The organism is Pseudomonas sp. B414 (assembly GCF_055408445.1).
The window spans coordinates 46780-72250 of sequence record NZ_JBUZTQ010000025.1 but is presented as its reverse complement, the minus strand read 5'-3'; the positions used below and the strand labels follow the sequence as shown (position 1 = coordinate 72250).

At 59.2% G+C, this 25471-nt stretch carries 19 protein-coding genes and 1 pseudogene; 13 read left to right on the top strand and 7 right to left on the bottom strand.

All coding sequences use genetic code 11. The features are described from left to right. The first annotated feature begins 185 nt into the window (after window positions 1–185). From recC to yfiB, 6 genes are all read left to right on the top strand, one after another. Window positions 186–3635: an exodeoxyribonuclease V subunit gamma gene (gene recC, locus ACZRMH_RS19195; RefSeq protein WP_464014775.1), complete on the top strand. Its 3450-nt coding sequence runs from the start codon at window positions 186–188 to the stop codon at window positions 3633–3635. Further along, window positions 3635–7324 carry an exodeoxyribonuclease V subunit beta gene (gene recB / locus ACZRMH_RS19190; protein WP_464014774.1) on the top strand — a complete coding sequence of 1230 codons (3690 nt, stop codon included), beginning with the start codon at window positions 3635–3637 and terminating at the stop codon, window positions 7322–7324. Before recC ends, recB begins: the two co-directional genes overlap by 1 nt. Then, on the top strand, window positions 7321–9405 hold the full coding sequence (recD, locus tag ACZRMH_RS19185) for an exodeoxyribonuclease V subunit alpha (protein WP_464014773.1): 2085 nt from the start codon (window positions 7321–7323) through the stop codon (window positions 9403–9405). Before recB ends, recD begins: the two co-directional genes overlap by 4 nt. A 130-nt stretch (window positions 9406–9535) precedes the next feature. After that, complete coding sequence (yfiR, locus tag ACZRMH_RS19180) at window positions 9536–10111, top strand: regulatory sequestration protein YfiR (RefSeq protein WP_464014772.1); 576 nt, start codon at window positions 9536–9538, stop codon at window positions 10109–10111. Further along, complete coding sequence (gene dgcN, locus ACZRMH_RS19175) at window positions 10108–11379, top strand: diguanylate cyclase DgcN/YfiN (protein WP_464014771.1); 1272 nt, start codon at window positions 10108–10110, stop codon at window positions 11377–11379. The genes yfiR and dgcN overlap by 4 nt, the downstream gene beginning before the upstream one ends. A gap of 6 nt (window positions 11380–11385) precedes the next feature. After that, on the top strand, window positions 11386–11889 hold the full coding sequence (gene yfiB, locus ACZRMH_RS19170) for an outer membrane lipoprotein YfiB (RefSeq protein WP_464014770.1): 504 nt from the start codon (window positions 11386–11388) through the stop codon (window positions 11887–11889). 166 nt (window positions 11890–12055) lie between these two features. Here yfiB and ACZRMH_RS19165 read toward each other — a convergent pair. The 4 genes and pseudogenes from ACZRMH_RS19165 to ACZRMH_RS19150 all read right to left on the bottom strand — a co-directional run. Then, a pseudogene (locus ACZRMH_RS19165) lies at window positions 12056–12193 on the bottom strand (LysR family transcriptional regulator); the annotation flags it as partial. Between the two features lie 425 nt (window positions 12194–12618). Beyond that, the gene (locus ACZRMH_RS19160; RefSeq protein WP_464014769.1) at window positions 12619–12873 is read right to left on the bottom strand and encodes a bacteriocin immunity protein; all 255 of its coding nucleotides are present in this window, start codon (window positions 12871–12873) and stop codon (window positions 12619–12621) included. A 7-nt stretch (window positions 12874–12880) separates the two neighbouring features. Beyond that, window positions 12881–14224, bottom strand: a complete 1344-nt coding sequence (locus ACZRMH_RS19155; RefSeq protein ID WP_464014768.1) for an S-type pyocin domain-containing protein — start codon at window positions 14222–14224, stop codon at window positions 12881–12883. A gap of 269 nt (window positions 14225–14493) precedes the next feature. After that, entirely contained in the window at window positions 14494–15441 is a 948-nt protein-coding gene (locus ACZRMH_RS19150) for a LysR family transcriptional regulator (protein WP_464014767.1), read from the bottom strand. Between the two features lie 114 nt (window positions 15442–15555). Between ACZRMH_RS19150 and ACZRMH_RS19145 the strand changes: the two genes are divergently transcribed. Beyond that, a complete protein-coding gene (locus ACZRMH_RS19145) occupies window positions 15556–17070 on the top strand; it encodes a CoA-acylating methylmalonate-semialdehyde dehydrogenase (protein WP_464014766.1) in 1515 nt (504 codons plus the stop codon). 11 nt (window positions 17071–17081) lie between these two features. Beyond that, window positions 17082–17966, top strand: coding sequence for a 3-hydroxyisobutyrate dehydrogenase (gene mmsB, locus ACZRMH_RS19140; protein WP_464014765.1), 885 nt, complete (start codon window positions 17082–17084; stop codon window positions 17964–17966). Window positions 17967–18026: 60 nt separating this feature from the next. On the opposite strand, the gene ACZRMH_RS19135 is transcribed toward mmsB, so the two are convergent. From ACZRMH_RS19135 to ACZRMH_RS19125, 3 genes are all read right to left on the bottom strand, one after another. Further along, window positions 18027–18371 (bottom strand): cupin domain-containing protein, encoded by a 345-nt coding sequence (locus ACZRMH_RS19135; RefSeq protein ID WP_464014764.1) that lies wholly within the window; start codon window positions 18369–18371, stop codon window positions 18027–18029. 226 nt (window positions 18372–18597) lie between these two features. Next, window positions 18598–20001 carry an amino acid permease gene (locus tag ACZRMH_RS19130; protein ID WP_464014763.1) on the bottom strand — a complete coding sequence of 468 codons (1404 nt, stop codon included), beginning with the start codon at window positions 19999–20001 and terminating at the stop codon, window positions 18598–18600. A 145-nt stretch (window positions 20002–20146) separates the two neighbouring features. Further along, the gene (locus ACZRMH_RS19125) at window positions 20147–21031 is read right to left on the bottom strand and encodes a LysR substrate-binding domain-containing protein (RefSeq protein ID WP_464014762.1); all 885 of its coding nucleotides are present in this window, start codon (window positions 21029–21031) and stop codon (window positions 20147–20149) included. Between the two features lie 205 nt (window positions 21032–21236). Between ACZRMH_RS19125 and ACZRMH_RS19120 the strand changes: the two genes are divergently transcribed. From ACZRMH_RS19120 to ACZRMH_RS19100, 5 genes are all read left to right on the top strand, one after another. Then, window positions 21237–22001 (top strand): sulfite exporter TauE/SafE family protein, encoded by a 765-nt coding sequence (locus ACZRMH_RS19120; protein WP_464014761.1) that lies wholly within the window; start codon window positions 21237–21239, stop codon window positions 21999–22001. A 144-nt stretch (window positions 22002–22145) separates the two neighbouring features. Then, window positions 22146–22736 carry an NADPH:quinone oxidoreductase MdaB gene (mdaB, locus tag ACZRMH_RS19115; protein WP_464014760.1) on the top strand — a complete coding sequence of 197 codons (591 nt, stop codon included), beginning with the start codon at window positions 22146–22148 and terminating at the stop codon, window positions 22734–22736. Between the two features lie 147 nt (window positions 22737–22883). Continuing rightward, the gene (locus ACZRMH_RS19110) at window positions 22884–23795 is read left to right on the top strand and encodes a LysR substrate-binding domain-containing protein (protein ID WP_464014759.1); all 912 of its coding nucleotides are present in this window, start codon (window positions 22884–22886) and stop codon (window positions 23793–23795) included. Window positions 23796–23909: 114 nt separating this feature from the next. Then, the gene (locus tag ACZRMH_RS19105; protein WP_464014758.1) at window positions 23910–24803 is read left to right on the top strand and encodes an NAD-dependent epimerase/dehydratase family protein; all 894 of its coding nucleotides are present in this window, start codon (window positions 23910–23912) and stop codon (window positions 24801–24803) included. A 363-nt stretch (window positions 24804–25166) separates the two neighbouring features. Continuing rightward, on the top strand, window positions 25167–25424 hold the full coding sequence (locus ACZRMH_RS19100) for a DUF3077 domain-containing protein (protein WP_464014757.1): 258 nt from the start codon (window positions 25167–25169) through the stop codon (window positions 25422–25424). The last annotated feature ends 47 nt before the right edge of the window (window positions 25425–25471 follow it).

The window sequence follows — 25471 nt, the reverse complement described above, 5'->3', positions numbered from 1 at the left end:
GTAGTGTGGGGTTTCCCCATGTGAGAGTAGGTCATCGTCAAGATTAAATTCCAAACCCCCTGTCTGCTAACGCAGACAGGGGGTTTGTTTTTGTGGGCAGAAAAACACCGGCAAGCTTCAAGCCTCAATTGCCGAGCGATGTTAAGGTTCGCCTTTGGATTTTGCTTTCTCCTAAGGATGCCGTTATGTCGGTTGCTACGCCTCTCAATGCGGGTTTTATGGTGGTTCATGGCAACCGCCTCGATGAGTTACGCAACCTGGTCGTCAGTTGGATGCGTCTATACCCACTGGCGCCTTTGGAGAACGAAATTGCTCTGGTGCAGAGTAACGGTATTGCTCAATGGCTAAAGCTGGCTCTGGCCGAGGATACTCAGGAAGATGATCTCGGTGGCTGTGGCATTGCCGCAGCCGTGGACGTGCAGTTGCCCGGCAGCTTTTTATGGCAGCTCTATCGACTGGTACTGGGCAGCGAAGAAATTCCCGCCAAGTCCCTGCTCGATAAGGCGCCGCTGACCTGGCGTCTGATGCGCCTGCTACCGGCGCTTATCGATCAGCCGCACTTCGAGCCGCTGCAGCGCTTTCTGACTCACGACACCGATCTGCGCAAGCGCTATCAATTGTCTGAACGCCTTGCCGACCTGTTCGACCAATATCAGGTGTACCGCGCCGACTGGCTGGAAGACTGGGCCGCTGGCCGCCATCAATTGCGCAACGCCCGAGGCGAAAGCCCGGCCCTGAGCCCGGCCAACTGCTGGCAGGCCGAACTGTGGCGCGCGCTACTGCTTGATGTGGGTGAAGAGGGCATGTCCCAGAGCCGGGCCGGTGTTCACCAGCGCTTTATGGACAGGATCAGCAGCCTTGAACAAGCCCCGGCCGGTTTACCTGCGCGGGTGATTGTGTTTGGCATCTCATCATTACCCGCTCAGGCACTTGAAGCCCTGGCCGGGCTTGCTCGTTTCAGCCAGGTATTGTTGTGCGTACACAACCCCTGTCGCCATCATTGGTCGGACATCGTTGCCGATAAAGATCTGCTGCGTCATCAGTACAAACGTCAGGCCCGCAAAAGCGGCATGCCTACGGCATTAGATCTGGATACCCTGCATCAACATGCCCATCCCTTGCTTGCAGCGTGGGGTAAGCAAGGCCGCGACTATATAAACCTGCTCGACAGTTACGACGACCCCAACAGTTACCGAGCCGCTTTTCGCGATGGGCGCATCGACCTGTTCAGCGAGGTCGAGCCGCTTAACCTGCTCAACCAGTTGCAGGACGACATTCTTGAGTTGCGCCCGCTCAACGAAACCCGTGAGTTGTGGCCCGCTATCGATTTGGCTACGGATCGCTCAATTCGTTTCCATGTTGCCCATAGTGCGCAACGAGAAGTCGAGATCCTTCACGACCAGTTACTTGCTCGATTTAGCGAAAACCCCCAGTTGCAGCCACGGGATGTGATTGTAATGGTGCCGGATGTGGACAGCTATGCACCGCATATCCGTGCTGTTTTTGGTCAGATCGAGCGCGATGATCGGCGTTTTATTCCCTATACCCTGGCCGACCAGGGGCAGCGTGGTCGTGATCCATTACTGATCGCCCTTGAACACCTGCTGAAATTGCCTGATAGCCGCTTTCCCGTCAGTGAAATCCTCGATTTGCTCGACGTTCCATCACTGCGCGCCCGCTTTAAGGTGCAAGAACGCGACCTGCCTACCCTGCATCGCTGGATCGAAGGTGCGGGGATTCGTTGGGGCTTGAATGCCGAGCAGCGCGCAGGTCTTGGTTTGCCCGAGCAACTGGAGCAAAACAGTTGGCGTTTCGGCTTGCGCCGTATGCTGCTTGGCTATGCCGTGGGCAGTGGCGAAGCCTGCGATGGTATTGAGCCCTATGATGAAATCGGCGGACTGGATGCCGTACTGATCGGCCCGCTGGTGGCCTTGCTCGATGCCCTGGAAATTGCCCATCAGGAACTCTCGCAACCGGCACTGCCGCAGCAATGGGGCGTGCGTTTGCAAGCCTTGGTACAGCTGTTTTTCCAGGCCGAAACCGAACACGACGACTACCTGCTGGCCCAGCTTGAAGAGCTGCGCGAAACCTGGCTCGAAACCTGTGAGCTAGTTGGCCTGCAGGATGAGTTACCGCTGACCGTAGTACGCGAAGCCTGGTTAACCGGGCTTGACCAGGGCAAGTTGTCCCAGCGCTTCCTGGCTGGGGCGGTCAACTTCTGCACCCTGATGCCGATGCGTGCCATTCCTTTCAAGCTGGTGTGCCTGCTGGGCATGAACGACGGCGACTACCCGCGAGCTCAACCGCCGCTGGACTTCGACCTGATGGGCAGCGACTACCGCCCGGGCGACCGTTCCCGGCGCGAAGATGACCGTTATCTGCTGCTCGAAGCATTGCTTTCGGCGCGGGAGCAGCTCTATATCAGCTGGGTCGGGCGCAGTATTCGCGACAACAGCGAGCGCCCGGCCTGCGTCCTGATTGGCCAGCTACGTGATCACCTTGCCAGTGGCTGGCATCTGCAAGGGGGCGGTGAGCTGCTTGAGGCCATGACTCAAGAGCATCCGCTGCAGCCCTTTAGCACTCGCTATTTTCATGAGGGCAACCCCAACCTGTTCAGCTATGCCCGTGAATGGCAGCGCCTGCATGCGCCGCAACCGGAGCCTGTGCAACCCGGCACGCTTGGCGCGCATGTCCAGGAAGAACCGTTGAATTTGACGCAATTGCAGGATTTCTTGCGCAACCCTGTGCGTCACTTCTTCAGCCAGCGTTTGAAGGTCTTCTTCGAGGCTGCCGAAGTACCTTTGGCCGATGAAGAACCATTCGTTCTCGACGCACTGCAGCGCTACACCTTGAGCGACAGCCTGCTCGAAGCCGCACTGGCACAGCCCGACCAGCTTGAAAGCGCTCTGCATACCCGTGCCCAGCGCCTGCAAGGCAGCGGCCTGCTACCTATGGCCGGTTTCGGCGAATGTCTGCAACACGAATTGATCGAGCCATTACCGGATGTACTACAACGCTATCAGAACCTTCTGGCTCTTTGGCCTACGCCGCTAAACAGCGCCCTCCCTGTCAGCTTTGAGGATCAAGGCCTGACACTGGAAGGCTGGCTCGGCAATTTGCACCAGCGCAGTGACAAAGGCCTGCTGTCCGTTACCACCATTCCTAATAGCATTGGTGCGATCAAAACCCGTAAATGGCACCGTTTGACCCGACCTTGGGTAAACCATCTTGCAGCCTGCGCCAGTGGCCTGCAGATGACCACTGCCCTGGTGGCCAGCGATGACACTTTGCTGCTCGAACCTCTGGAGGCCAAGCAGGCCCGGGAAATTCTTGGCAACTTGCTCATGGCCTGGAAAGTCGGCATGGGCCACCCGCTTCCCGTTGCGGTAAAGACCGCCTTCGCCTGGCTGGCACAGACAGACCCGGCCAAGGCCGATGCGGCCGCGCAAAAAGCCTACGAAGGTGACGGCCAAACCAGCGACGGCGAGCGCCGCGAAAGCGCCGCCCTGGCCCGCCAGTTCCCTGACTACGCGGCCTTGATGGCTGGCGAAGCATTTGAAGAGTGGTGCGATGCCCTCTATCGACCACTTTTTGATGCGCCTTGGCGCTCATTGAACAGCGAGGCGTCCCGCTAATGAGCGAGCAAACATTACCGCTGGCCCTGGCCTTTCCCCTACGCGGCAGTCAACTGATCGAAGCCAGTGCCGGCACCGGCAAAACCTTCACCATCTCGGCACTTTATCTGCGGCTGATTTTGGGGCATGGCGGCGAAGAGGCGGGTTTTGGCCGTGAGTTACTGCCACCGCAAATCCTCGTTGTGACCTTTACGGATGCAGCGACCAAAGAGCTGCGCGACCGCATTCGTACCCGTCTGGCAGAAGCAGCGCGATATTTCCGTGGCGAGATCGAGGCTCCGGATGCTCTCGTCGAGGAACTGCGTGACCAGTTTGCTCCCGAGCAGTGGGCCGCTTGCGCCGGACGTCTCGATATCGCCGCCCAGTGGATGGATGAAGCTGCGGTTTCGACCATTCACAGTTGGTGCCAGCGCATGTTGCGCGAGCATGCCTTCGACAGTGGCAGCCTGTTTACCCAGACTCTGGAAACCGACCACAGCGACTTGCTGGGCGAAGTACTGCGTGATTACTGGCGGCTGTTTTGCTACCCCATGCACGGCGATGCACTGAACTGGGTACGCGCCAACTGGAGCGGCCCCGCGGCATTGATGCCGCGTGTGCGCGCGTTGTTTGGCAGCTCGCGCCAACCCGCCAATGCTGAGCAAACCCCCGCACAAATGATCGAAGCCTGCTTGCTGGAGCGTCGCCAGGCGTTGCTGCAGCTGAAAGCCCCGTGGCTGCAATGGGCACAGGAACTGCGCGATATCTGCCTGCAAGGTGTAGCCAGCAAATCTGTTGACGGCCGCAAAATGCAGGCTCGCTATTTTGAGCCCTGGTTTGAAAAGCTCAGCGCCTGGGCAGCGGATGAAACCCAGGAGCAGCTTGATCTCGGCACCGGTTTCACCCGCCTGACCCCCGACGGCATGGCCGAAGCCTGGAAGGGCGCCGCCCCGCTGCATCCCGGGCTGGACGCCATGCACGGTCTCAAGGCCGCGCTCGATGCCTTGCCGACCCCTGACGCGGCTGTACTGCAACATGCAGCGAACTGGGTCAGTACGCGTTTTGAAGAAGAAAAACGCCGCCGCGCCGAGATGGGTTTCGACGACATGCTGCTGCGCCTGGATGCGGCATTGCAGGCCGAAGGCGGCGAACGCCTGGCGACCCTGATTCGTGAGCAGTTCCCCGTGGCGCTGATCGACGAGTTTCAGGACACCGACCCTGTGCAGTACCGCATCTTCGAGACCATCTACCGGATTGAAGACAACAGCCCCGACACCGGTCTGTTTCTGATTGGCGACCCGAAACAGGCGATCTATGCCTTTCGCGGCGCCGACATTTACACCTATCTTCGCGCACGTCAGGCTACCGCGGGGCGCTTGCATACGCTGGATACCAACTTCCGCTCCAGCCACGCGATGGTTGAGGCGGTAAACCACGTTTTTGAACGGGCCGAACAGCGTGCAAGCGGGCGGGGCGCGTTTTTGTTCCGCGAAGGTTCTGAAAACCCTGTGCCCTTTGTCTCGGTTAAATCCCAGGGGCGCAAGGAAGTCTTGCAACTCGATGGCCAGCCCGTCACTGCCCTGACCCTCTGGCAGTTGCCCTCCGAGCAACCACTATCGGGAGTTGTTTATCGCCAGCAGCTGGCGGCAGCCTGTGCCAGCCAGATTGTCGAACTGCTCAATGGCGGTCAGCAAGGGCGCTGCGGTTTTGCCAAAGACGGCGAAACACTGCGTGGCGTATTGCCTGCTGATATCGCCATTCTGGTGCGTGACGGTAAGGAAGCGCAGGCAGTGCGGCGAGAGTTGTCGGCCCGTGGCGTACGCAGCGTTTACCTGTCGGATAAGGACTCGGTCTACGCCGCGCAGGAAGCCCATGATGTACTGGCCTGGCTCAAGGCTTGCGCCGAACCGGACGTCGAACGCCCACTGCGTGCCGCCCTGGCCTGTATCACCCTGGACTTGCCGCTGATAGAGCTTGAGCGTCTGAACCAGGACGAACTGGCGTGGGAAAAACGCGTGATGCAGTTCCGCGGTTATCGCGAAATCTGGCGCAAGCAAGGGGTGCTCGCCATGTTGCGCCGCCTGCTGCACGACTTTGAACTACCCCAGGCTCTGATTACCCGTCCTGATGGCGAGCGGGTGCTGACCAACGTGTTGCACCTGTCCGAATTGTTGCAGCAGGCCGCTGCCGAACTGGACGGTGAGCAGGCATTGATCCGCCATCTGGCCGAGCATCTGGCATTGTCCGGGCAGGCAGGGGAAGAACAGATCCTGCGTCTGGAAAGTGATGAACAACTGGTCAAGGTGGTGACTATCCACAAGTCCAAAGGTCTGGAATACCCTTTGGTGTTTCTGCCGTTTATCTGCTCCAGCAAACCGGTGGATGGCAGCCGTTTGCCGCTGCATTTTCATGACGCTGCGGGCAACGCCCAGGTTAGCTTGAAGCCGACGCCAGAGCTGATTGCCCAAGCGGATGACGAGCGTCTGGCCGAGGACCTGCGCCTGCTTTATGTGGCCCTGACCCGTGCCCGGCATGCTTGCTGGCTAGGGGTTGCCGACCTCAAGCGCGGTAACAACAATCGTTCGGTTCTGCATCTCTCGGCCCTGGGCTATTTACTCGGGGGCGGGGCAATACTGGCCGAGTCCATGGGCTTGCAGAGCTGGCTGGCCGATGTGCAGCAAGGTTGCGAAGCCCTGCAGTGCGAGCCTGTTCCAGCCGCTTGCGAGGCGCATTTTTACCCGCCGCTTAACGAAGCAACCCTGCTTGAACCGCTGATCCCGAGCCGCCGCGCCGCAGAAAACTGGTGGATCGCTTCCTACAGTGCACTGCGCATAGGAGATAGCCTCAGCCCCGCTGAAGCCCCTGAAAGTGCCCTGGCGCAAAAGCTCTCGGATGACGAGCGACTCGATCCTGATGCGCCGCGTGATGTGTTGCTCAGTGGCGGCGATATCCACCGTTTCCCTCGTGGGCCAAATCCCGGGACCTTTCTTCACGGCCTGCTTGAATGGGCGGGCAGCGAAGGGTTCAAGTCTGACCCAGACGCGATCAAGGATGCCGTGGCACGGCGCTGCAACCGTCGCGGTTGGCAAGGCTGGATCGAGACCTTGAGTGACTGGTTGCAGCATCTGCAAGATGAACCGCTGCGTCTGAATAATGGTCAGCCTGCTGTAGTACTGAGTGAACTGAGCCAGTACCAGATCGAAATGGAGTTCTGGTTTGCCAGCCACAAGGTCGATGTGGTGCAGATGGACAAACTGGTGCGCCAGCATACCCACGGCGGCGCGGCGCGAGCGGGGGCCGAACCGAGCTTGCTCAATGGCATGTTCAAGGGCTTTATCGACCTGACCTTCGAACACCAGGGCCGTTATTACGTGGCGGACTACAAGTCCAACTGGTTGGGTACTGATGATTCGGCCTACACCGAGCAGGCAATGACCGCTTCGATTCTGGATAACCGCTACGACCTGCAATATGTCCTGTACCTGCTGGCCTTGCACCGTCAGCTCAAGGCGCGATTGCCTGGTTATGACTACGACCAGCATATGGGCGGCGCGCTGTATTTGTTCTTGCGCGGTACCCGCTCCCAGGGGCAGGGCGTATTTTTCACTCGCCCGCCCAGACTATTGATCGAAAGCCTGGACCTGATGTTCCAGGGTAAACCGTTGCCGAAAACAGCTGAACCGGCGTGGGAACAGGGAGTGTTGTTATGAGTCGTTCGTTTGCCGAACTGTTACCTACGCCGTTGACCGCTGAAAGCCTTGCCCTGCTGCAACCATTGGGCCGTGCCGAGGATCTGCTGGTATTGCTGGAGCGCTGGCTCGAGCGCGGCTGGTTGCGTGCACTGGATAAGGCCTTTGTCGCGTTTCTGCATGAGCGCGACCCTCAGGGCGACCCTCTGGTGCTGCTGGCGGCGGCCCTGACCAGCCATCAACTGGGCCACGGGCATGTGTGTCTGGATCTGTTCGAAACCCTGAAAGAACCCGACTTTGCCTTGTCCTTGCCACCCGAAGGCGATGTGCAGACCAGCGCCATGCTGCTGCCTTCGCAACTGCTTGAGGCGCTGGACGGTGACGCCTGGTGCAAGGCGCTGCAAGCCAGCCCCCTGGTTGAGTATGCGGGCCTGCCGTCGGCGGATGCGGCCAGTCGGCCATTGGTGCTGAGTGAGCGCCGTCTGTATCTGCGCCGTTACTGGGCTTATGAGCGTCGAATCGACGGTGCCTTGCGCCAACGTCTGGCGATAGCGGAAGCGACACCTGAGGATTTGCCTGCACGCCTGAATGGCTTGTTCGGCAGTCCGGCACAGAATGCGCCGATTGACTGGCAAAAGCTGGCCTGCGCCCTGGCCACACGGGGGGCTTTCAGCATCGTCACCGGCGGCCCCGGCACCGGCAAAACCACTACCGTGGTGCGTCTGCTGGCCTTGCTGCAAGCTCCGGCAGTAGAGGCGGGTGCCCCCTTGCGTATTCGCCTTGCGGCGCCGACCGGCAAAGCCGCCGCCCGCCTGACTGAATCCATCAGCCTGCAAGTCAAGTCGCTGGAAGTGGACGACAAGGTCCGGCAAAAAATCCCCTGCGACGTGACCACTGTTCACCGTCTGCTAGGCAGCCGCCCTGGTACCCGGCACTTCCGCCATCATGCGGGCAATCGCCTGCCGCTGGACGTGTTGGTGGTCGACGAAGCCTCGATGATCGATCTGGAAATGATGGCCAACCTGCTCGATGCCCTGCCTGCCCATGCGCGGCTGGTGTTGCTGGGCGACAAGGACCAGTTGGCGTCGGTTGAGGCCGGTGCCGTACTGGGAGATTTGTGCCGCGATGCCGAAGCGGGCTGGTACACCCCGCAAACCCGGGCCTGGCTGGAGCAGGTCAGTGGCGAAAACCTCGGCGCCAGCGATTTGCAACAAGACCTCGACGGTTCCCATCCGTTGGCCCAGCAAGTGGTCATGCTGCGCCACTCGCGACGCTTTGGTGAAGGCAGTGGCATCGGCCAGCTGTCGCGTCTGGTCAACCAGCAACAGTCTGGTGAGGCGCGGGCCTTGCTGGCGGCAGGTACTCATGCCGATCTTTTTGCATTGCCTCTCAAGGGTGAGCAGGACCGCGCATTTGAACGTCTTGCGCTGGAAGGGCGTGGTACTGAGGCCAAAGGCTATCGGCACTACCTTGAGGTATTGCGCGCGCAGCGCCCCGACACCGAGAGTGGCCTTGAAGACCCGCGCTGGTCGGCTTGGGCGGGCAGCGTGCTGCAAGCGTTCGAGGCTTTTCAAGTGCTCTGCGCCGTGCGCAAGGGGCCGTGGGGTGTAGAGGGTTTGAACGCACGCATCACCAGTGCCCTGTTTGCCCGCAAGCTGATTGACGGTGATCAGCAATGGTACGAAGGGCGCCCGGTGCTGATGACCCGCAATGATTACGGGCTGGGCCTGATGAACGGCGATATTGGCATCGCCCTCAAGCTTCCCGAGGGTGATGGGCAGGCCCGGCGTCATGTATTGCGGGTGGCTTTCGCCCGTAATGACGGGCAGGGCGGCATCCGTTTTGTACTGCCAAGCCGCCTCAATGATGTCGAAACGGTGTATGCCATGACTGTGCACAAATCCCAGGGCTCGGAGTTTTCCCACACCGCGCTGGTGCTGCCTGAAGCGCTCAACCCGGTGTTGACCAAAGAGCTGATCTACACTGGCATCACTCGGGCCAAGCACTGGTTCAGCCTGATCGAGCCGCGCGGCGGAGTCTTTGAAGAGGCGGTACAGCGCAAGGTCAAGCGTCTGAGCGGGTTGATGCTGGGGCTGGGATAACCAGCTCCCAGTATCAAAAATCCCCGGAGGGAGTACCTGATTGCGCTCTATGTGACCTGTATCACAGTTAATACACAGGGCGTGCTATCGTTACGACACTATTCCTACAAAGATCTCAGAGAAATCCCGCATGGACGTGGCTGTCTCATCGACAGAACAGCACTTTGGATGGCGGCTACGGCTGTTATCTTTTTGCCTGTTACTGCTGAGCACTCCTTGCCTGGCTCAGGCTGAAACGCCCATCAACCTGGCGGATCAGCGCGCCAAGGCCGTGACCCAGGTGGTCCTTGGCATCCTCAGTTATGCACGCTGGCCCACAGAGCCGGCGCAATTGCAGTTGTGCGTGATTGGTCCTACCCAATACACCGATGACCTGCTTAAAGGTGCTACCCAATCCAGTGGTCGGCCGGTACAGGCGCGTCGTGTGCTGGCCAGTGACCCGAGCATCGCCAGCAGTTGCAACGCGGTGTACCTGGGCAAACTGAGCGCCGACGAGCGCAGCGGCCTGTTTACCAGCCTCAATACCCAGGCCGTGCTCAGCATCAGCGAAGACGGTGATCAATGCACGGTGGGCAGCCTGTTTTGTCTGCATGTGCGTGATGAGCAGGTGTCGTTCGAGGTCAACCTCGACTCCGTCGCTCGCAGCGGCGTGCGTATTCACCCCAGTGTGTTGCAACTGTCACGCCGTCGGGCGGCCCAGCCATGAGCTGGCTCAATGCTCCGCAAAAACGCCGCAGGCTGCGCTCGGTGCTGCGCCGTGGGCACCTGGGGGTGGCGCTGGTCGCGGTGACACTGGCCAGCGCCTCGATGACCCTGCTGGGCGTGCTGGCGCTCAGGGTATACGCCGATCACAACCTGCACCTGATTGCCCGCTCCATCAATTACACCGTGGAAGCGGCCGTAGTGTTTGACGACCCTGGGGCGGCAACCGAAGCATTGGCCTTGATTGCATCCACCGAAGCGGTTGCCGAGGCTCAGGTCTACACCGTCGGTGGTGAACTGCTCGCGCACTGGCAGCGCCCGCAAACCGATCTGCTGTCCAGGGTCGAAATGCTGTTGGCCGATGGCCTGCTGCAACAGCCGGTCAGCATGCCGATTCTGCATCAGGGCCAGGAGGTCGGTCGGGTGGTCGTGCGCGGGCACGGCGCCAATATGCTGCGTTTTTTGCTTAGCGGCCTGTTTGGGGTATTGGTGTGCACGGCGCTCAGTGCCTGGAGTGCGTTGTACTTGTCGCGCAGGCTTCTGGGCGGCATCACCGGGCCCTTGCAGCAACTGGCTCAAGTGGCTCACGCCGCGCGTCGTGAGCGAGCGTTCGACCGCCGTGTACCGCCCGCGCATATTGCCGAACTGGACAGCCTGGGCAACGACTTCAATGCCTTGCTCGACGAACTGGAGTCATGGCAAAGCCATCTGCAAAACGAAAATGAGACCCTGGCCCATCAGGCTAGCCACGACTCGCTGACCAATCTGCCCAACCGCGCCTACTTTGAGACGCGGCTGACGCGCACCCTGCGCTCGTTGAACAAGGCCCGGGAGAAGGCCGCAGTGCTGTTTCTCGACAGCGATCGCTTCAAAGACATCAATGACTCTTATGGCCATGCCGCCGGTGATGCGGTGCTGGTGGCTGTGGCCACGCGCATCCGTGCCCAGTTGCGCGAAGACGATGTAGTGGCGCGTCTGGGCGGTGACGAGTTTGCGATATTGCTGACCCCGCTGCACAAGGTCGAAGATGCCCAGCGCATCGCCGACAAGATCATCGCCAGCATGCTTGAGCCGATCCAATTGCCGGGGCAAGTGTGTGTCGTGTCCTCGCTCAGTATCGGCATCGCCGTTTACCCCGAACATGGTGCTACCGCTCAGGAACTGCTCTGTGCAGCGGACTCGGCGATGTACCAGGCAAAGCGCCTCGCCCGAGGCGGGCAACATCTAGCGGAGTCGGAGTACCCCGCAAAGACCGTAATCATCAGGAGCTAACCCCCTATGCGTGCATTGACCCAGCGTTATCTGCAGTTTTTTAGCGTTGCCTTGCTGTTGGCCACGTTGTCGTTGACCGGTTGCCAGACTGCCCCGCCAAAGGGCCTGACCCCGGCGCAGATTGCTGTCTTGAAAGAACAGGGCTTTGAGCTGACCGAAGAGGGTTGGGCGTTCGGCCTGTCGGGCAAAGTGCTGTTTGGCAGCGACCTGGAAGTGCTCAACGCACAGAGCCAGGAAATCGTCGAGCGTATTGGCACCGCCTTGCTGGGTGCTGATATTCAGCGTGTGAGAGTCGATGGCCATACCGACTCTTCCGGTAAGGAGTCTTACAACGAACAACTGTCAGTGCGCCGCGCCAACAGCGTGGTCAAGGCCCTGACCAAAGTCGGCATGCGTCCGGAGAATATCCAGGTTCGTGGTCTGGGCAGCCGTGAGCCGGTGGCCAGCAACAACACCCGGGCGGGGCGGACAGAGAATCGTCGTGTGTCGATTGTGGTGATTGCCGACTAAAGGCGGTTATTTCCGGCTCCCACACAATGACCCCTGCAAGGTTCGGATTCTGCAGTGCGCCACGAAACCTGTGGGAGCTGGCCTGCCTGCGATGGCATCTTCACTGTTTACCTGCAAGACCGCATCGCCTGCATCGCGAGCAAGCCCGCTCCCACAGATTTTCGGGTCAATCCGCGAACTTCATCCCGCGGGTTTCTCCCAGCAATAACGGTGCATTCAGCTCGGTCACCTCGCGGATGTAGACCCACAGCAGGGTGATACGTTTCAGCTTCCTCAAGTCCTCGCGGCAATACATCCAGAACTTCAAGGAACTCAGGTTAACCCAATAATTACAGAGGCTAACCGCAATGAGTATTCGTGCAGCTCAACCCGCTGTTGCAAACACCGTTACAAACCTCGCTTTTCCCGTGAGACAGAAGACAAGACTCGCCAAGCCGTATCACTTCTAAGCGTAGTGAACGATTGGTGCCGTTGACTGACGGTGCCTACGGGTTCGACCTCGCAGCGTTCATGCGGTACGCCGAAACTTTGCACGGGTTCAATCGCGTGTTTCAGCACCGCCTGACTGACGATGAATATCAGTATCCCGCCGAAGATGGTGAGAAGGAATTGTAGCCATTGAAATGCAACGCTTGAGGGCACAGGGCTCGGCCATTTCCTGGATGAACTGGAAGCTACCCGGTAGCTTGGCACCGCGCCATCGTCACACTTTGGGCCAAGTACTGGAAATCAATTGTCCTTGAATCCCGGCAAGCCCTCAGCAACACGCCATTCCTTCACCGTCTTGGTGACACCTTCGGCAGAGTTGTCCGCACCGGGTTCTGGGTGGAAAATCAAATCGTAGCCGTCGGGATGGCCTGCAAGCTGACTGAATTTCTCAAGCAACTCGCCAAGCTCTTCATCCGTGCCGCCTTTGTTGACGACACGTATGTTTTTGATGAAAGCGATGAATTCGGCTTCGGTGAAATCAGAAATGTTTTCCATGCTGTGCCTACTTTTTCTTGTGAAGGTCAATGTGGTTTCGAGGGGTATTCACCCTTAGGTTGTCCGCGTCGTACACCGCCCCCCCATCTTTAATTAGCTCGACGTGGTGTATTTCATAGGTGACCCGTTTGCCTACCGAGTCTCTGAATCGAACAGTAGGGGCGTTCCCAGTTAGCACACGCGCCTGATCGTCCTCACTCAGTTGGCTAAATAGCTCAGGATCGTTGCTTACTGCCTTCCAGAATACCGCCCTGAAAGTATCGAAGCTCTTAAACTCTCGCCCCCGTAATACGTCCGCTATCCGGGTAGGGATTGGAGCACCTAACCCTGCGCCAGCTCCGGCAAGCCAGATGCCGAACACATCTTCACCCAGTCCTGTTGCGATTCCCGGTGAATACCGGGCGCTGATAACGATGTACAACGGCTGCACACCAGAATCAGCCGGGAACACCAAAATGAAGTCTTTGTAAGTGTCCGGGTAGATCGGACTGACAATGATGTTATCAGCCTGTTTGGTGGGCGGATAAATCCAAATCTGTGGTGCCTGTGGTGCGCCTTCTAACGCTGGAGTCCCTAACGTGCTGGATGGGTCAGCGGCTGGCGTCCATATCAAGGTTACGCCGTCACCAAAGTCAGCCACTTGCTGGGAGCCTTGAGCAACGAACTGCACTACGGGAATCATTTCCCAGTCACGGCGCTTCTGGGTGTTGTACCCGTATCCCTTCAAGGTGCCATCGGACTGCTGCTCAACGGTTAGTCGGACACGGGTACGCCCTTCTTTAAGTGACTTGAGCTGTTCTTCTGTATATAGGCTGCTGTCACCCAAGCTGGATGGCCACAGCAAACCAACCTCTCCCGCCAATGCACCAGCAACAACACCAGTGGTAGCCCCAGACGCCACAGCACCAGCCGTACACAAACCACTACAAGACACACTGCCAGCAGTGGCAGCGGCGCCGCCTAATAGAAGAGTTCCCAGTGAGGCGGGAAGGGCACCACTGATTTTCTTGAGTGGAATGTTCCCTTGTGCATCCGTTTCACGACCACCCAGCAAGGCAAGCTCGCCATATTGGCTAATCGGATCGGTGGGAATGGCTCCGCCTGGACTGATGTAGTTGATGGTCCCATTTGGCAGCGTGCAACTCTTGGCGAAGACGAATCCTCGTGGGGCCACCTCATCCGGCTTCTTGATCGAACTCCTATGTGCGTCAGCTTCCCGCTCGTTCCTTGCATTCGCCGCCAGTGTTCTCTCCCAAGCGGCCTGTGCTGCCTCTGTAGCCTCGGCGTGTAGCCTGTTGCCATCTATCCCATTACATCCCTTATAACTCGGGAATAGTTTTTCAACTGCCATAACTCGCCCTGTGCAATTTACGATCCGTGTTACGCCATTTAAGTGCGACAGGACGCTACTTCATATGGGATTGATGTATCTGTAGGGCGATTCTCAAAAGTCATGAAGAATCGTCAGTGGCTGCTTGAGTGGGGAGCTCCATTGAGTGGGGCGGAATGCAAGCGTCGTGTGTTGATTGTGGTGATCGCGGATTAACCTCATGCGCCACGACATGTAGTCGCTGCGCTCCTCAGCGACTACAAACAGCAAGGGCCCAGGATTGCGCAGAATCAATCCGCGAACTTCATCCCGCGGGTTTCTCCCAGCAATAACGGTGCATTCAGCTCGGTCACCTCGCGGATGTAGTCCCACAGCAGGGTGATCCGCTTGAGTTTGCGCAGGTCTTCGCGGCAGTACATCCAGAACTGGCGAGTGAGATTGACCTCCTCCGGCAGTACTGGCAGCAAGCGCGGGTCCTGGGCGGCCAGGAAGCACGGCAGAATTGCCAGCGAACGCCCTTGCTGCGCCGCTACGAACTGCGCAATCACGCTGGTGCTGCGCAGGTTGGCGCTGGCGCCCGGCAACACATTGGCCAGGTACAGCAGCTCCGAACTGAACGCCAGGTCGTCCACGTAACTGATAAAGGTGTGCTCCGACAAATCTGCCGTCCGGAGGATTGGCGGGTGTTGGTCCAGATACTCTTGGGTAGCAAACAGTTGCAAGCGGTAGTCGCACAGTTTGCAGCACACATACGGCCCGTGCTCCGGGCGCTCCAGCGCAATCACGATATCCGCCTCGCGCTTGGACAGGCTGATAAAGTGCGGCAACGGCAGGATATCCACCGATATCGCCGGGTAGTTATGCACAAAGTGGCTGAGCTGCGGGGTGATAAAAAAGCTGCCAAAGCCCTCGGTACAGCCCATGCGCACATGCCCCGATAACGCCACCCCGGACCCGGAAACCTGCTCGCAGGCCATATGCAGGGTGCTTTCGATCGACTCGGCATAACCCAGCAAACGCTGGCCTTCGCTGGTCAGGGTAAAGCCATTGGTGCGCGACTTTTCAAACAACAGCGTGCCCAGTGCTGCCTCCAGCGAGCTGATCCGTCGCGACACGGTGGTGTAGTCCACCGCCAGGCGCTTGGCCGCGCTGCTGGCCTTGCGGGTGCGGGCCACTTCCAGGAAAAACTTCAGGTCGTCCCAGTTCAGTGCGCTTAACGATGTGATGTTTTTTTGCATGTTAGACCGGCTTTTATGTGCGTTCTTATTAGAAGAACGCACACCTATACTCCAAAAACAGTCCTGCGACCAATCTGGACGCCCGTACTCATAAAAATAATTCCGGAGACTTTCATGAGCGTTTCTACCACCCCGTATCAGAACGCCCGCCTGCTGATCGATGGCGAATGGGTCGAGTCGCAGTCCACCGAGTGGCACGACATCGTTAACCCGGCCACTCAGCAGGTGCTGGCCAAAGTGCCGTTTGCCACCGCCGATGAAGTCAACGCTGCCATCGCCGCCGCCCAACGCGCTTTCCAGACCTGGAAGCTGACGCCGATCGGTGCGCGCATGCGCATTATGCTCAAGCTGCAGGCGCTGATTCGTGAACACTCCAAGCGCATTGCGACCGTGCTCAGTGCTGAACAAGGCAAAACCATTGCCGACGCCGAGGGCGATATTTTCCGTGGCCTGGAAGTAGTCGAGCACGCGTGCTCCATCGGCACCCTGCAGATGGGTGAATTCGCTGAAAACGTTGCAGGTGGAGTCGATACCTACACCTTGCGCCAACCGATCGGCGTCTGCGCGGGCATTACACCCTTTAACTTCCCGGCGATGATTCCGCTGTGGATGTTCCCGATGGCTATTGCCTGCGGTAACACCTTCGTACTCAAGCCTTCCGAGCAAGATCCGTTGTCGACCCTGATGCTGGTCGAGCTGGCGCTGGAAGCCGGGGTTCCACCAGGCGTGCTCAACGTCGTTCACGGTGGCAAGGATGTCGTGGATGCACTTTGCACCCACTCCGATATCAAAGCCGTTTCGTTTGTTGGCTCAACCGCGGTCGGCACCCATGTCTACGACCTGGCGGGTCGTCACGGCAAACGCGTGCAATCGATGATGGGCGCGAAAAACCACGCCGTGGTGCTGCCTGACGCCAACCGTCAACAAACCCTCAATGCTCTGGTGGGTGCTGGTTTTGGCGCTGCCGGGCAACGTTGCATGGCCACTTCGGTGGTGGTGCTGGTGGGTGCCGCCAAGCAGTGGCTGCCCGACCTCAAGGCGCTGGCGCAAAACCTCAAGGTCAACGCAGGCAGCGAAGCGGGCACAGATGTAGGCCCGGTGATCTCCAAACGTGCGAAAGAGCGCGTGCTGGGGCTGATCGAAAGCGGCATCAAGGAAGGTGCAGTGCTCGAACTCGATGGCCGTAACATCAAGGTGCCGGGCTTCGAACAAGGCAACTTTATCGGCCCGACCCTGTTTTCTGGCGTCACCACCGATATGCAAATCTACACCCAGGAAATTTTCGGTCCGGTGCTGGTGGTGATTGCGGTCGACACCCTGGATCAGGCCATTGCACTGGTCAACGCCAACCCGTTCGGCAATGGCACCGGCCTGTTTACCCAAAGCGGCGCAGCGGCGCGCAAGTTCCAGACAGAAATCGACGTGGGCCAGGTGGGCATCAATATCCCGATTCCGGTGCCGGTGCCGTTCTTCAGCTTTACTGGTTCCCGTGGTTCGAAACTCGGCGATCTGGGGCCGTACGGCAAGCAAGTGGTGCAGTTCTATACTCAAACCAAGACCGTCACCAGCCGCTGGTTTGACGATGAAAGCGTGAATGATGGCGTCAACACCACCATCCATCTTCGTTGAGGGCACACAGCATGAACATCGCATTTATTGGCCTGGGCAATATGGGCGCACCCATGGCGCGCAACCTGCTCAAGGCCGGGCATTCGTTGAACCTGTTTGATCTGAACAAGGACATTCTGGCTGAGCTGGCGGGCCTGGGTGGCCATATCAGCGCCTCGCCGCGCGAAGCTGCCCAAGGCACCGAACTGGTGATCACCATGCTCCCGGCCGCGGCCCATGTGCGCAGCGTGTGGTTGGCTGAGGACGGTGTGCTGGCCGGTATCGGCGCAGGCGTACCGGCCGTGGATTGCAGCACCATCGACCCGCAGACCGCCCGTGATGTGGCCGCTGCTGCTGCCAAACAAGGCGTGGCAATGGCCGACGCGCCGGTGTCCGGCGGCACCGGCGGCGCGCAGGCTGGCACCCTGACTTTTATGGTGGGCGCCTCTCAGGCTCTGTTCGACACTCTGCACCCGGTACTCGCACAAATGGGCCGCAACATCGTCCATTGTGGGGATGTGGGCACCGGCCAGGTGGCTAAAATCTGCAACAACCTGCTGCTCGGGATCTCCATGGTCGGCGTCAGCGAAGCCATGGCCCTGGGCGCGGCGCTGGGCATCGACAGCGAAGTGCTGGCCGGGGTGATCAACAGCTCCACCGGGCGCTGCTGGAGTTCGGAGGTGTATAACCCGTGGCCGGGCATCGTTGAAACCGCCCCTGCATCACGCGGCTATACCGGTGGTTTTGGTGCCGAGCTGATGCTCAAGGATCTGGGGCTGGCGACGGAAGCTGCACGCCAAGCCCATCAACCCGTGGTGATGGGCGCTGTGGCGCAACAGTTGTATCAGGCCATGAGTTTGCGCGGCGAAGGCGGCAAGGACTTTTCGGCCATCATTAACAGCTATCGCAAACCCTAATAAGGGGTTTTTCCGGGAATCCGCGTCGGGCGGAATCCCGGGTTTTTTGCGTGCTTTCAATCAGGCAAAAACGAAATACTTGCGCACGGTTTCAACCACTTCCCACGTGCCTTTCATACCCGGCTCCACCACAAAGATATCGCCAGCACGCAGATGGATCGGCTCCTTGCCTTGCGGGGTGATGATGCAATAGCCCTCACGGAAGTCGCAGTATTCCCACTTCACATATTCCACATACCACTTGCCGGGCGTGCAAATCCACGTGCCCATGATCTTGCTGCCGTCTTCGCTGGTGTAAGCGTTGAGGTTGACAGTGTGTGGGTCGCCTTCGAGTTTTTCCCATTTGCAGGCATCTAGCACGGGCAGGGGATGGGTGTCGCGAAGCACGGTAATTGGCGCAGACATAAGACCTCCGGTGATGGGTTAATAAACTCCACCCTAACCGGGGGCGTCATTCGACAGATGCCTGGTTCCGACCCCCAGTGACCCGAATGCGCAAAAGTGCATGGTGCCTCTGTGGGAGCGAGCCTGCTCGCGAAGGTCGTAAACGATGGCGCGTGTTTACCGATTATTCGCGCCGCTTGCTGCCTTCGCGAGCAGGCTCGCTCCCACAGTTGAGGTCACATGGACCTTAGCCCGCGCTGGCCAGTGCCTTGCCGGTGCGCAGGCGCAGCAGGTAGAAACCGTAGATCACCAGCAACCACACCGGGATCGCATACACCGAGGCGCGAACGTCGGGGATCATCCAGATGACCGAGACAATCATCGCCATAAACACCAGGCACAGGATATTGCTGAACGGGAACCAGAACGCCTTGAACGAAGGGGTTACGCCCTGAACGGCCATGGCCTTGCGGAACTTGATATGGGTGAGGCTGATCAGCGCCCAGTTGATCATCAGCGAGGCAACCACCAGGGCAAACAGCAGCTCCAGCGCTTTATGCGGGGCCACATAGTTGACCACCACACACAGCAGGGTCACCAGCGCCGACACGCCCAGCGCGCGCAAGGGCACGCCATTTTTGGTCAGCTTCATCAATGCCCTGGGCGCATCACCCTGCTCGGCCAGGCCGAACAGCATACGGCTGTTGCAGTACACGCCACTGTTGTAGACGGACAATGCGGCGGTCAGTACCACGAAATTGAGGATTTGCGCGGCGGTATCGCTGCCGATCAGGGCGAAAATCTGCACAAACGGGCTACTGCCGTAGGCATCGCCACCGGCGCCCAGAGTGACCAGCAACTGATCCCACGGGTATAGCGCCAACAGCACCGTCAGGGCGCCCACATAGAAAATCAGAATCCGGTACACCACCTGGTTGATGGCCTTGGGGATGACTTTTTTCGGTTCGCTGGCTTCCGCTGCGGTGATGCCCACCAGCTCCAGGCCACCGAAGGAGAACATGATAAAAGCCATGGCCATCAGTAGCCCGGTGCCGCCATTGGGGAAAAACCCGCCGTGGCTCCACAGGTTGCTGATCGACGCTTGCGGGCCACCGGTACCGCTGAACAGCAGGTAGCAGCCGAGCACGATCATGCCGACAATCGCCACCACCTTGATAATCGCGAACCAGAACTCCATTTCGCCAAACACCTTCACGTTCAGCGTGTTGATCAGGTTGACCAGCACAAAGAACACCACGGCGCTGACCCAGGTGGGTACCTCGGGCCACCAGAACTGGATGTACTTGCCCACCGCCGTCAGCTCGGCCATGCCTACCAGTACGTACAGCACCCAGTAGTTCCAGCCCGACAGAAACCCTGCATAGCCGCCCCAGTACTTGTGGGCAAAGTGGCTGAACGAACCGGCCACCGGTTCTTCGACAATCATCTCGCCCAATTGGCGCATGATCAGAAAGGCGATAAAACCGGCAATCGCGTAGCCCAGAATCATCGACGGCCCGGCGGACTTGAGTACGCCCGCCGAGCCCAGGAACAGGCCCGTACCAATGGCGCCGCCCAGGGCAATCAGCTGGATATGGCGGTTTTTCAAACCGCGTTTGAGTGTGACCGGGGGGGAATTAGCGTCAGCCATCGGGTGCCCTGTGGGTTGTTATTCTCAAAATCTGATCAAAATACCCGCGGCCAAAGGCGCCCCGGGTGTCGCAAGCCCCGGATATTACTCCGGGTAAAAATGCAGGCATACAGGTGAAAACAAATCCGCGACCTGTCCTACAGGCTCAATTGAACGACAACGCTTCAAGCAACGCCACGGCATAGGCGGGCAGTTGCTCGAACGAGCGGGCACACAACAGCAATTTGCGATCGGCCCAGGGCTCGCTCAGGTTTATCACCTTGAAGGTGCGCGGTGCCTGCCAGCGGCTAATGGTTGCATGGGGCACGATGCCCAGCCCGGCGCCCCGGGCAACCATGCGCAACACCCCGTCAAAGCCCTCGGCTCGGATTCGTACCTGCATGCGCAAGCCGCAGTGCAGCGCCTGCTCTTCCAGATACACCGCCAGCGCGCTGCTGGCCGACAGCCCTACATAGTCATGGCCCAGGGTGTCGTTGAAACTGAGGGCAGGGCAGTGGGCCAGCGGATGATCGAGGGGCACCACCAGCACCAGCGGGTCATCGCGAAAGGGGCGGGTTTGCAGGTCACGGGTGTCTACGGCGTTGGAAATCACCCCGATATCTGCCGCGTCCTGGCGCAAGGCATGGGTGATACGCAGGCTGGTGAGTTCTTGCTGGTCGATGCTGATCGCGGGGTGCTGGCGCACAAAATCAGCGAGCAACTCGGGCAGGTACTCGGTGAGGGCGGCGGTGTTGCACAGCAGGCGTATGCGGCCTTTGAAGCCCTGGGCGTATTCGGCGAGTTCGTGGTTCATGCGCTCCACCTGTTGCAAGAGCAATCGCGCATGCTGTGCCAGCGCTTGCCCGGCCGGGGTTGGGCTGATACCACGGCGGCTGCGCTGCAAAAAGTCCACGCCCAGTGAGGCCTCCATGGCGCGGATCCGCGCACTGGCAGCGGCCAGGGAGAGATGGCTGAGGTTGGCGCCTGCGGTGATATTGCCCGCCTGTAAGACATTTAAATACAGGCGCAGATCAACCAGATCGAAGTGCATAAAACGGACCTCAACAATCCTGTGGGAGCGGGCTTGCTCGCGATTCAGGCGCCGCGGTCTGCCGGGTACACCGTGGCGATCCCATCGCGAGCAAGCCCGCTCCCACAAAGGTGGGTAAGTGTGTGATCTGCCTATTGCCAGGCAAGAGGCTAGCTCAGTGTATGCCACATTTTCAGGCTCCTGCCGATGCCCCACCCTAGCCCCCATGAAAACACTTATCGAGTTCTACCAAAACCTTGGCTGGGCTTTGTCACTGCTGGTGATGATGACCTTTTTACTGGCCGGCACGGTCAAGGGCGTCATCGGCCTTGGCCTGCCGACGGTTGCGATGGGCATGCTCGGGCTGGCTATTGCCCCGGCGCAGGCTGCGGCGCTGCTGATCATTCCTTCTATCGTCACCAACACCTGGCAACTGGCCGCAGGCGGGCAGCTTCGGGCGCTGATAAAGCGCCTGTGGCCCATGCAACTGGCGATTTTTATCGGCACCGGGCTGGGCATTCTTTGGCTCGGCATCGACGGCGGTAGCTGGGTGGTTCGGGCATTGGGCGCGGCCTTGCTGCTCTACGCCCTGATCGGCCTGTTCCTGCCTACCCTGCATGTGCCCCCGCAGCATGAAGGCTGGCTAGGCCCGGTGTGCGGGCTTATTACCGGGGTGATCACTTCTGCTACCGGGGTCTTCGTGATTCCTGCCGTGCCGTATCTGCAAGCCTTGGGCTTGAACCGAAATCAATTGGTACAGGCCTTGGGTTTGTCCTTCAGCGTCTCCACATTGGCCCTTGCCGCCGGGCTCTACTGGCGCGGCAACCTGGGTGGCGGTGAGCTGAATGCCTCGGTACTGGCACTGGTGCCCGCCATGCTCGGTATGTGGCTGGGGCAATCGTTGCGCCAGCGCATCAGCGCCTTGCTGTTTAAACGGGTGTTTTTTATCGGCATGGCGCTGCTGGGTATGCACTTGCTGATCAACAATTAACAATTGATTCGTGCTGTAGCGGCAAAGGTTATTTGACCCAACACGGGTTTTTCTCCCGCGAGGGCATCGATATTCTGCCGACATGTTTTTGAACCCCCGATGTCGCTCAACAGCGCTGAGGGTTTAACCCCCTGGAGGCTGATGATGAAAAAAATACTCTTGCTTAACGGCGCCAAAAAATTTGCTCACTCCGATGGTCGTTACAACCTGACCATGCATGAAACTGCACTGGCGTTTTTTGATCGTCAGGGCTTTGAAGTCAAAGTGACTCATATCGACGAAGGCTACGATATTGCCGAAGAAGTCGAAAAATTCCTCTGGGCCGACGTGATCATCTATCAAATGCCGGGCTGGTGGATGGGCGCACCCTGGATCGTTAAAAAGTACATGGACGAAGTGTTCACCGAAGGCCACGGCAAGCTCTACGCCAGCGACGGCCGCACCCGTTCCGACGCCTCGCAGCGCTACGGCAGCGGCGGCCTGATTCAAGGCAAGAAATACATGCTGTCCCTGACCTGGAACGCACCGCAGCAAGCGTTCGACGACCCGGCCGACTTCTTTGAAGGCAAGGGCGTGGACGCGGTGTACTTCCCGTTCCACAAGGCCAATGAGTTTTTGGGCATGACCGGCTTGCCGACCTTCCTGTGTGTAGATGTGATGAAGCGCCCACAGCCAGAAATTGATGCCGCACGTTACGAGCAACATCTGGCTGAGGTGTTCGCCCTCAAGGCATAAATGCAGCCATTGTGGGAGCGGGCTTGCTCGCGATGCAGACTGCGCAGTTGTGCTGACGGATCGCGGTGATACCATCGCGAGCAAGCCCGCTCCCACAGGTGGCAGTGGCTGGCTTGGCCATTCCCAATCGCCGATAAGGTCGCACCCGTGAAAGCCAGATCCGATGAGCTGCAAATCTTTGTTTCGGTAATCGAGTGCGGTTCGATTTCTGCCGCTGCCGAGCAGGCCGGGCAAACGCCTTCTGCCGTCAGCCGCACGCTGTCACGCCTTGAAGCCAAGCTTGAAACTACGCTGATCAACCGCACCACGCGGCGTATGGACCTGACCGAGGAGGGCAAGTTCTTCTTCGAACGGGCCAAGCTGATCCTTGAGCAGATGGACGAGCTGGAAGAGCGTCTGATCTCGCACCAGCGCACGCCTTCAGGGCGTTTGCGCATCAATGCAGCGGCGCCCTTTGTGCTGCACGCCATCGTGCCGTATATCCCCGAATTCCGTGCCCTGTACCCCGAGATCCAACTGGAGCTCAACAGCAACGACCTGATCATCGACCTGCTGGAGCAGAGCACTGATATCGCCATTCGTATCGGCACCCTGGCCGACTCCACTCTGCATGCCCGCTCGCTGGGTTGCAGCCCGCTGAATATCCTTGCCAGCCGGGACTACATCGCTGCCCACGGGATGCCCACAAGTGTTGCAGAACTGGCCGACCACACCCTGATCGGTTTCACCCAGAACGATGGCCTCAACCAATGGCCGCTGCGTTATGCACAGGGCGACCGCTGGCCCATCCAGCCGGCCATCAGCGCCTCAAGCGGTGAAACCGTGCGCCATCTGGCACTGCAAGGGCAGGGCATCGCCTGCCTGTCGCACTTTATGACCCATGAAGACATCAAGGCCGGGCGCTTGCAGGTGGTATTGGGCGCATTCAACAGCGGTTACCGCCAGCCAATCCATGCCGTGTACTACCGCAACTCGCAGCTGGCGCTGCGCATTCAGTGCTTTCTGGACTTTATCCAGGCCAAGCTCTCCGGGTACGCGGGGCCGCACTTTCAAGGGTGAATCCGCGGCTGATTCGTGATCTGCAGGCAAGATTGAATTGGCCGGGCGCGGGTTTTTCTGTCGCCATGACTCTTTGATACTGGCCCTATCACTTACTCACACGGGAGTCATGGCATGAACGTTTTCGTAACCGGCGCAGCAGGTTTTATCGGTGGCTCGATTGCCACGGCACTGGTCAAGGCCGGGCATCAAGTTACGGGTCTGGTGCGCAGCCCGGAGCAGGAGCAGCAAATGCTTGCCCTGGGTATTACTCCGGTCATCGGCACTCTGGATGACAGCGCCTTGCTCGCCACCCTGGCGCGTCAGGCCGATGCGGTGATCAACGCGGCCAGCAGCGACCACCGTGGCGGCGTCGAAGCCTTGCTCGATGCCCTGCGTGGCAGCGGCAAAGTGTTCTTGCACACCAGCGGTTCGAGCATTGTCGGCGACGCCTCGGGCGGCAAGGCCAGCGATATCATTTACTACGAAGGTCAATTGCCCGAGCCAACCGTGGACAAGGCGGCGCGGGTGGCCATCGACAACCTGATCCTCGCGGCAGCGCAGGACAACGTGCGCTCGGCGGTGATCTGCAACACCCTGATCTACGGCCACAGCCTGGGCGTCAACCGCGACAGCGTGCAGTTGCCGCGTCTGCTCAAGCAAGCGCGTAAAAGTGCGGTGGTGCGCCATGTGGGCAGCGGTCAGAACATCTGGTCCAACGTGCATATCGAAGACGTGGTGGCGCTGTACCTGCTGGCGCTGGAGAAAACCCCGGCCGGCACCTTCTACTTTGTTGAAAGCAGCGAAGCGGCCTTTGCCGACATGAGCAACGCCATTGCTCAAGCCCTGGGCCTGGGGCACGCCCACGACTGGCCACTGGCAGACGCCGAAGCCGAATGGGGCTATGAAATGGCCAACTACGGGCTGGGCTCCAACAGCCGCGTGCGTGGCAAAAACGCCCGCGAACTGCTGGGCTGGGCACCGAAGCGCAACAGCGTGGTGCAGTGGATCAAGGACGAAATGCTGTAAGGCCTCCTACGGGATTTGTGGGCGGCGGCTACACATAAAGCAACGTCTGCACCTGACGTTTCGCTTTCTCTTGAGTGATGTTTCCTAGAGAATCCCGAGCGTCTTGTGGTGCTGTAAACGGGTCGATAGTCTCGGCGGGTCGCTGATTTCAGTGACCGGTTTTGACAGGCCGATGAGAGTGAGCAAGACAGCGTCATAAACATTTCATCGTGTTATGGCGGCTGCGTGTGGGGCACTTTCGAGTGCACCGAGTCGTTCTGTCTTGCTTTCTCCTCGGTCTGTCAACCGCACGCAGCTGCCACCCTTTCCGAATGACAGCGGAGCATTGGCAGTTCTTTCATCCCTAATTGAGAAAGCAATGCTATGAAGAAAATTGTCCCAGATTCTCCGCTGTTTACCTGCGCCCATGAGGGCACTTCGCTATTTAGCATCAACCCCGGCGTGCCGCTTCAGGACGCGCTTAAACACGCCTCGCTATTGCTCAAGGGCGCGGAACTGACTGCCGACGATATCCGTTCCCACCTCAGCGGTTATGAAGCCGAGCAGTTGTGGTGCGTGATTCACGGTATCGAAATGGCCCGTGGCCTGATGGATGCGCTGATAGCCGAAGCATCCGCCTGACCCACCCCCTCCCTGTGGGAGCGGGCTTGCTCGCGATGCAGACGCCT

What these genes read in the sequence shown, in the direction of transcription:
- ACZRMH_RS19160 (WP_464014769.1), bottom strand. Translation starts at nt 12,873, where the DNA reads ATGGAAAACATTTCTGATTTCACCGAAGCCGAATTCATCGCTTTCATC.
- ACZRMH_RS19155 (WP_464014768.1), bottom strand. Translation starts at nt 14,224, where the DNA reads ATGGCAGTTGAAAAACTATTCCCGAGTTATAAGGGATGTAATGGGATA.
- mdaB (WP_464014760.1), top strand. Translation starts at nt 22,146, where the DNA reads ATGAAAAAAATACTCTTGCTTAACGGCGCCAAAAAATTTGCTCACTCC.
- ACZRMH_RS19150 (WP_464014767.1), bottom strand. Translation starts at nt 15,441, where the DNA reads ATGCAAAAAAACATCACATCGTTAAGCGCACTGAACTGGGACGACCTG.
- recC (WP_464014775.1), top strand. Translation starts at nt 186, where the DNA reads ATGTCGGTTGCTACGCCTCTCAATGCGGGTTTTATGGTGGTTCATGGC.
- ACZRMH_RS19100 (WP_464014757.1), top strand. Translation starts at nt 25,167, where the DNA reads ATGAAGAAAATTGTCCCAGATTCTCCGCTGTTTACCTGCGCCCATGAG.
- recB (WP_464014774.1), top strand. Translation starts at nt 3,635, where the DNA reads ATGAGCGAGCAAACATTACCGCTGGCCCTGGCCTTTCCCCTACGCGGC.
- yfiR (WP_464014772.1), top strand. Translation starts at nt 9,536, where the DNA reads ATGGACGTGGCTGTCTCATCGACAGAACAGCACTTTGGATGGCGGCTA.
- yfiB (WP_464014770.1), top strand. Translation starts at nt 11,386, where the DNA reads ATGCGTGCATTGACCCAGCGTTATCTGCAGTTTTTTAGCGTTGCCTTG.
- mmsB (WP_464014765.1), top strand. Translation starts at nt 17,082, where the DNA reads ATGAACATCGCATTTATTGGCCTGGGCAATATGGGCGCACCCATGGCG.
- dgcN (WP_464014771.1), top strand. Translation starts at nt 10,108, where the DNA reads ATGAGCTGGCTCAATGCTCCGCAAAAACGCCGCAGGCTGCGCTCGGTG.
- ACZRMH_RS19125 (WP_464014762.1), bottom strand. Translation starts at nt 21,031, where the DNA reads ATGCACTTCGATCTGGTTGATCTGCGCCTGTATTTAAATGTCTTACAG.
- ACZRMH_RS19145 (WP_464014766.1), top strand. Translation starts at nt 15,556, where the DNA reads ATGAGCGTTTCTACCACCCCGTATCAGAACGCCCGCCTGCTGATCGAT.
- recD (WP_464014773.1), top strand. Translation starts at nt 7,321, where the DNA reads ATGAGTCGTTCGTTTGCCGAACTGTTACCTACGCCGTTGACCGCTGAA.
- ACZRMH_RS19135 (WP_464014764.1), bottom strand. Translation starts at nt 18,371, where the DNA reads ATGTCTGCGCCAATTACCGTGCTTCGCGACACCCATCCCCTGCCCGTG.
- ACZRMH_RS19105 (WP_464014758.1), top strand. Translation starts at nt 23,910, where the DNA reads ATGAACGTTTTCGTAACCGGCGCAGCAGGTTTTATCGGTGGCTCGATT.
- ACZRMH_RS19120 (WP_464014761.1), top strand. Translation starts at nt 21,237, where the DNA reads ATGAAAACACTTATCGAGTTCTACCAAAACCTTGGCTGGGCTTTGTCA.
- ACZRMH_RS19130 (WP_464014763.1), bottom strand. Translation starts at nt 20,001, where the DNA reads ATGGCTGACGCTAATTCCCCCCCGGTCACACTCAAACGCGGTTTGAAA.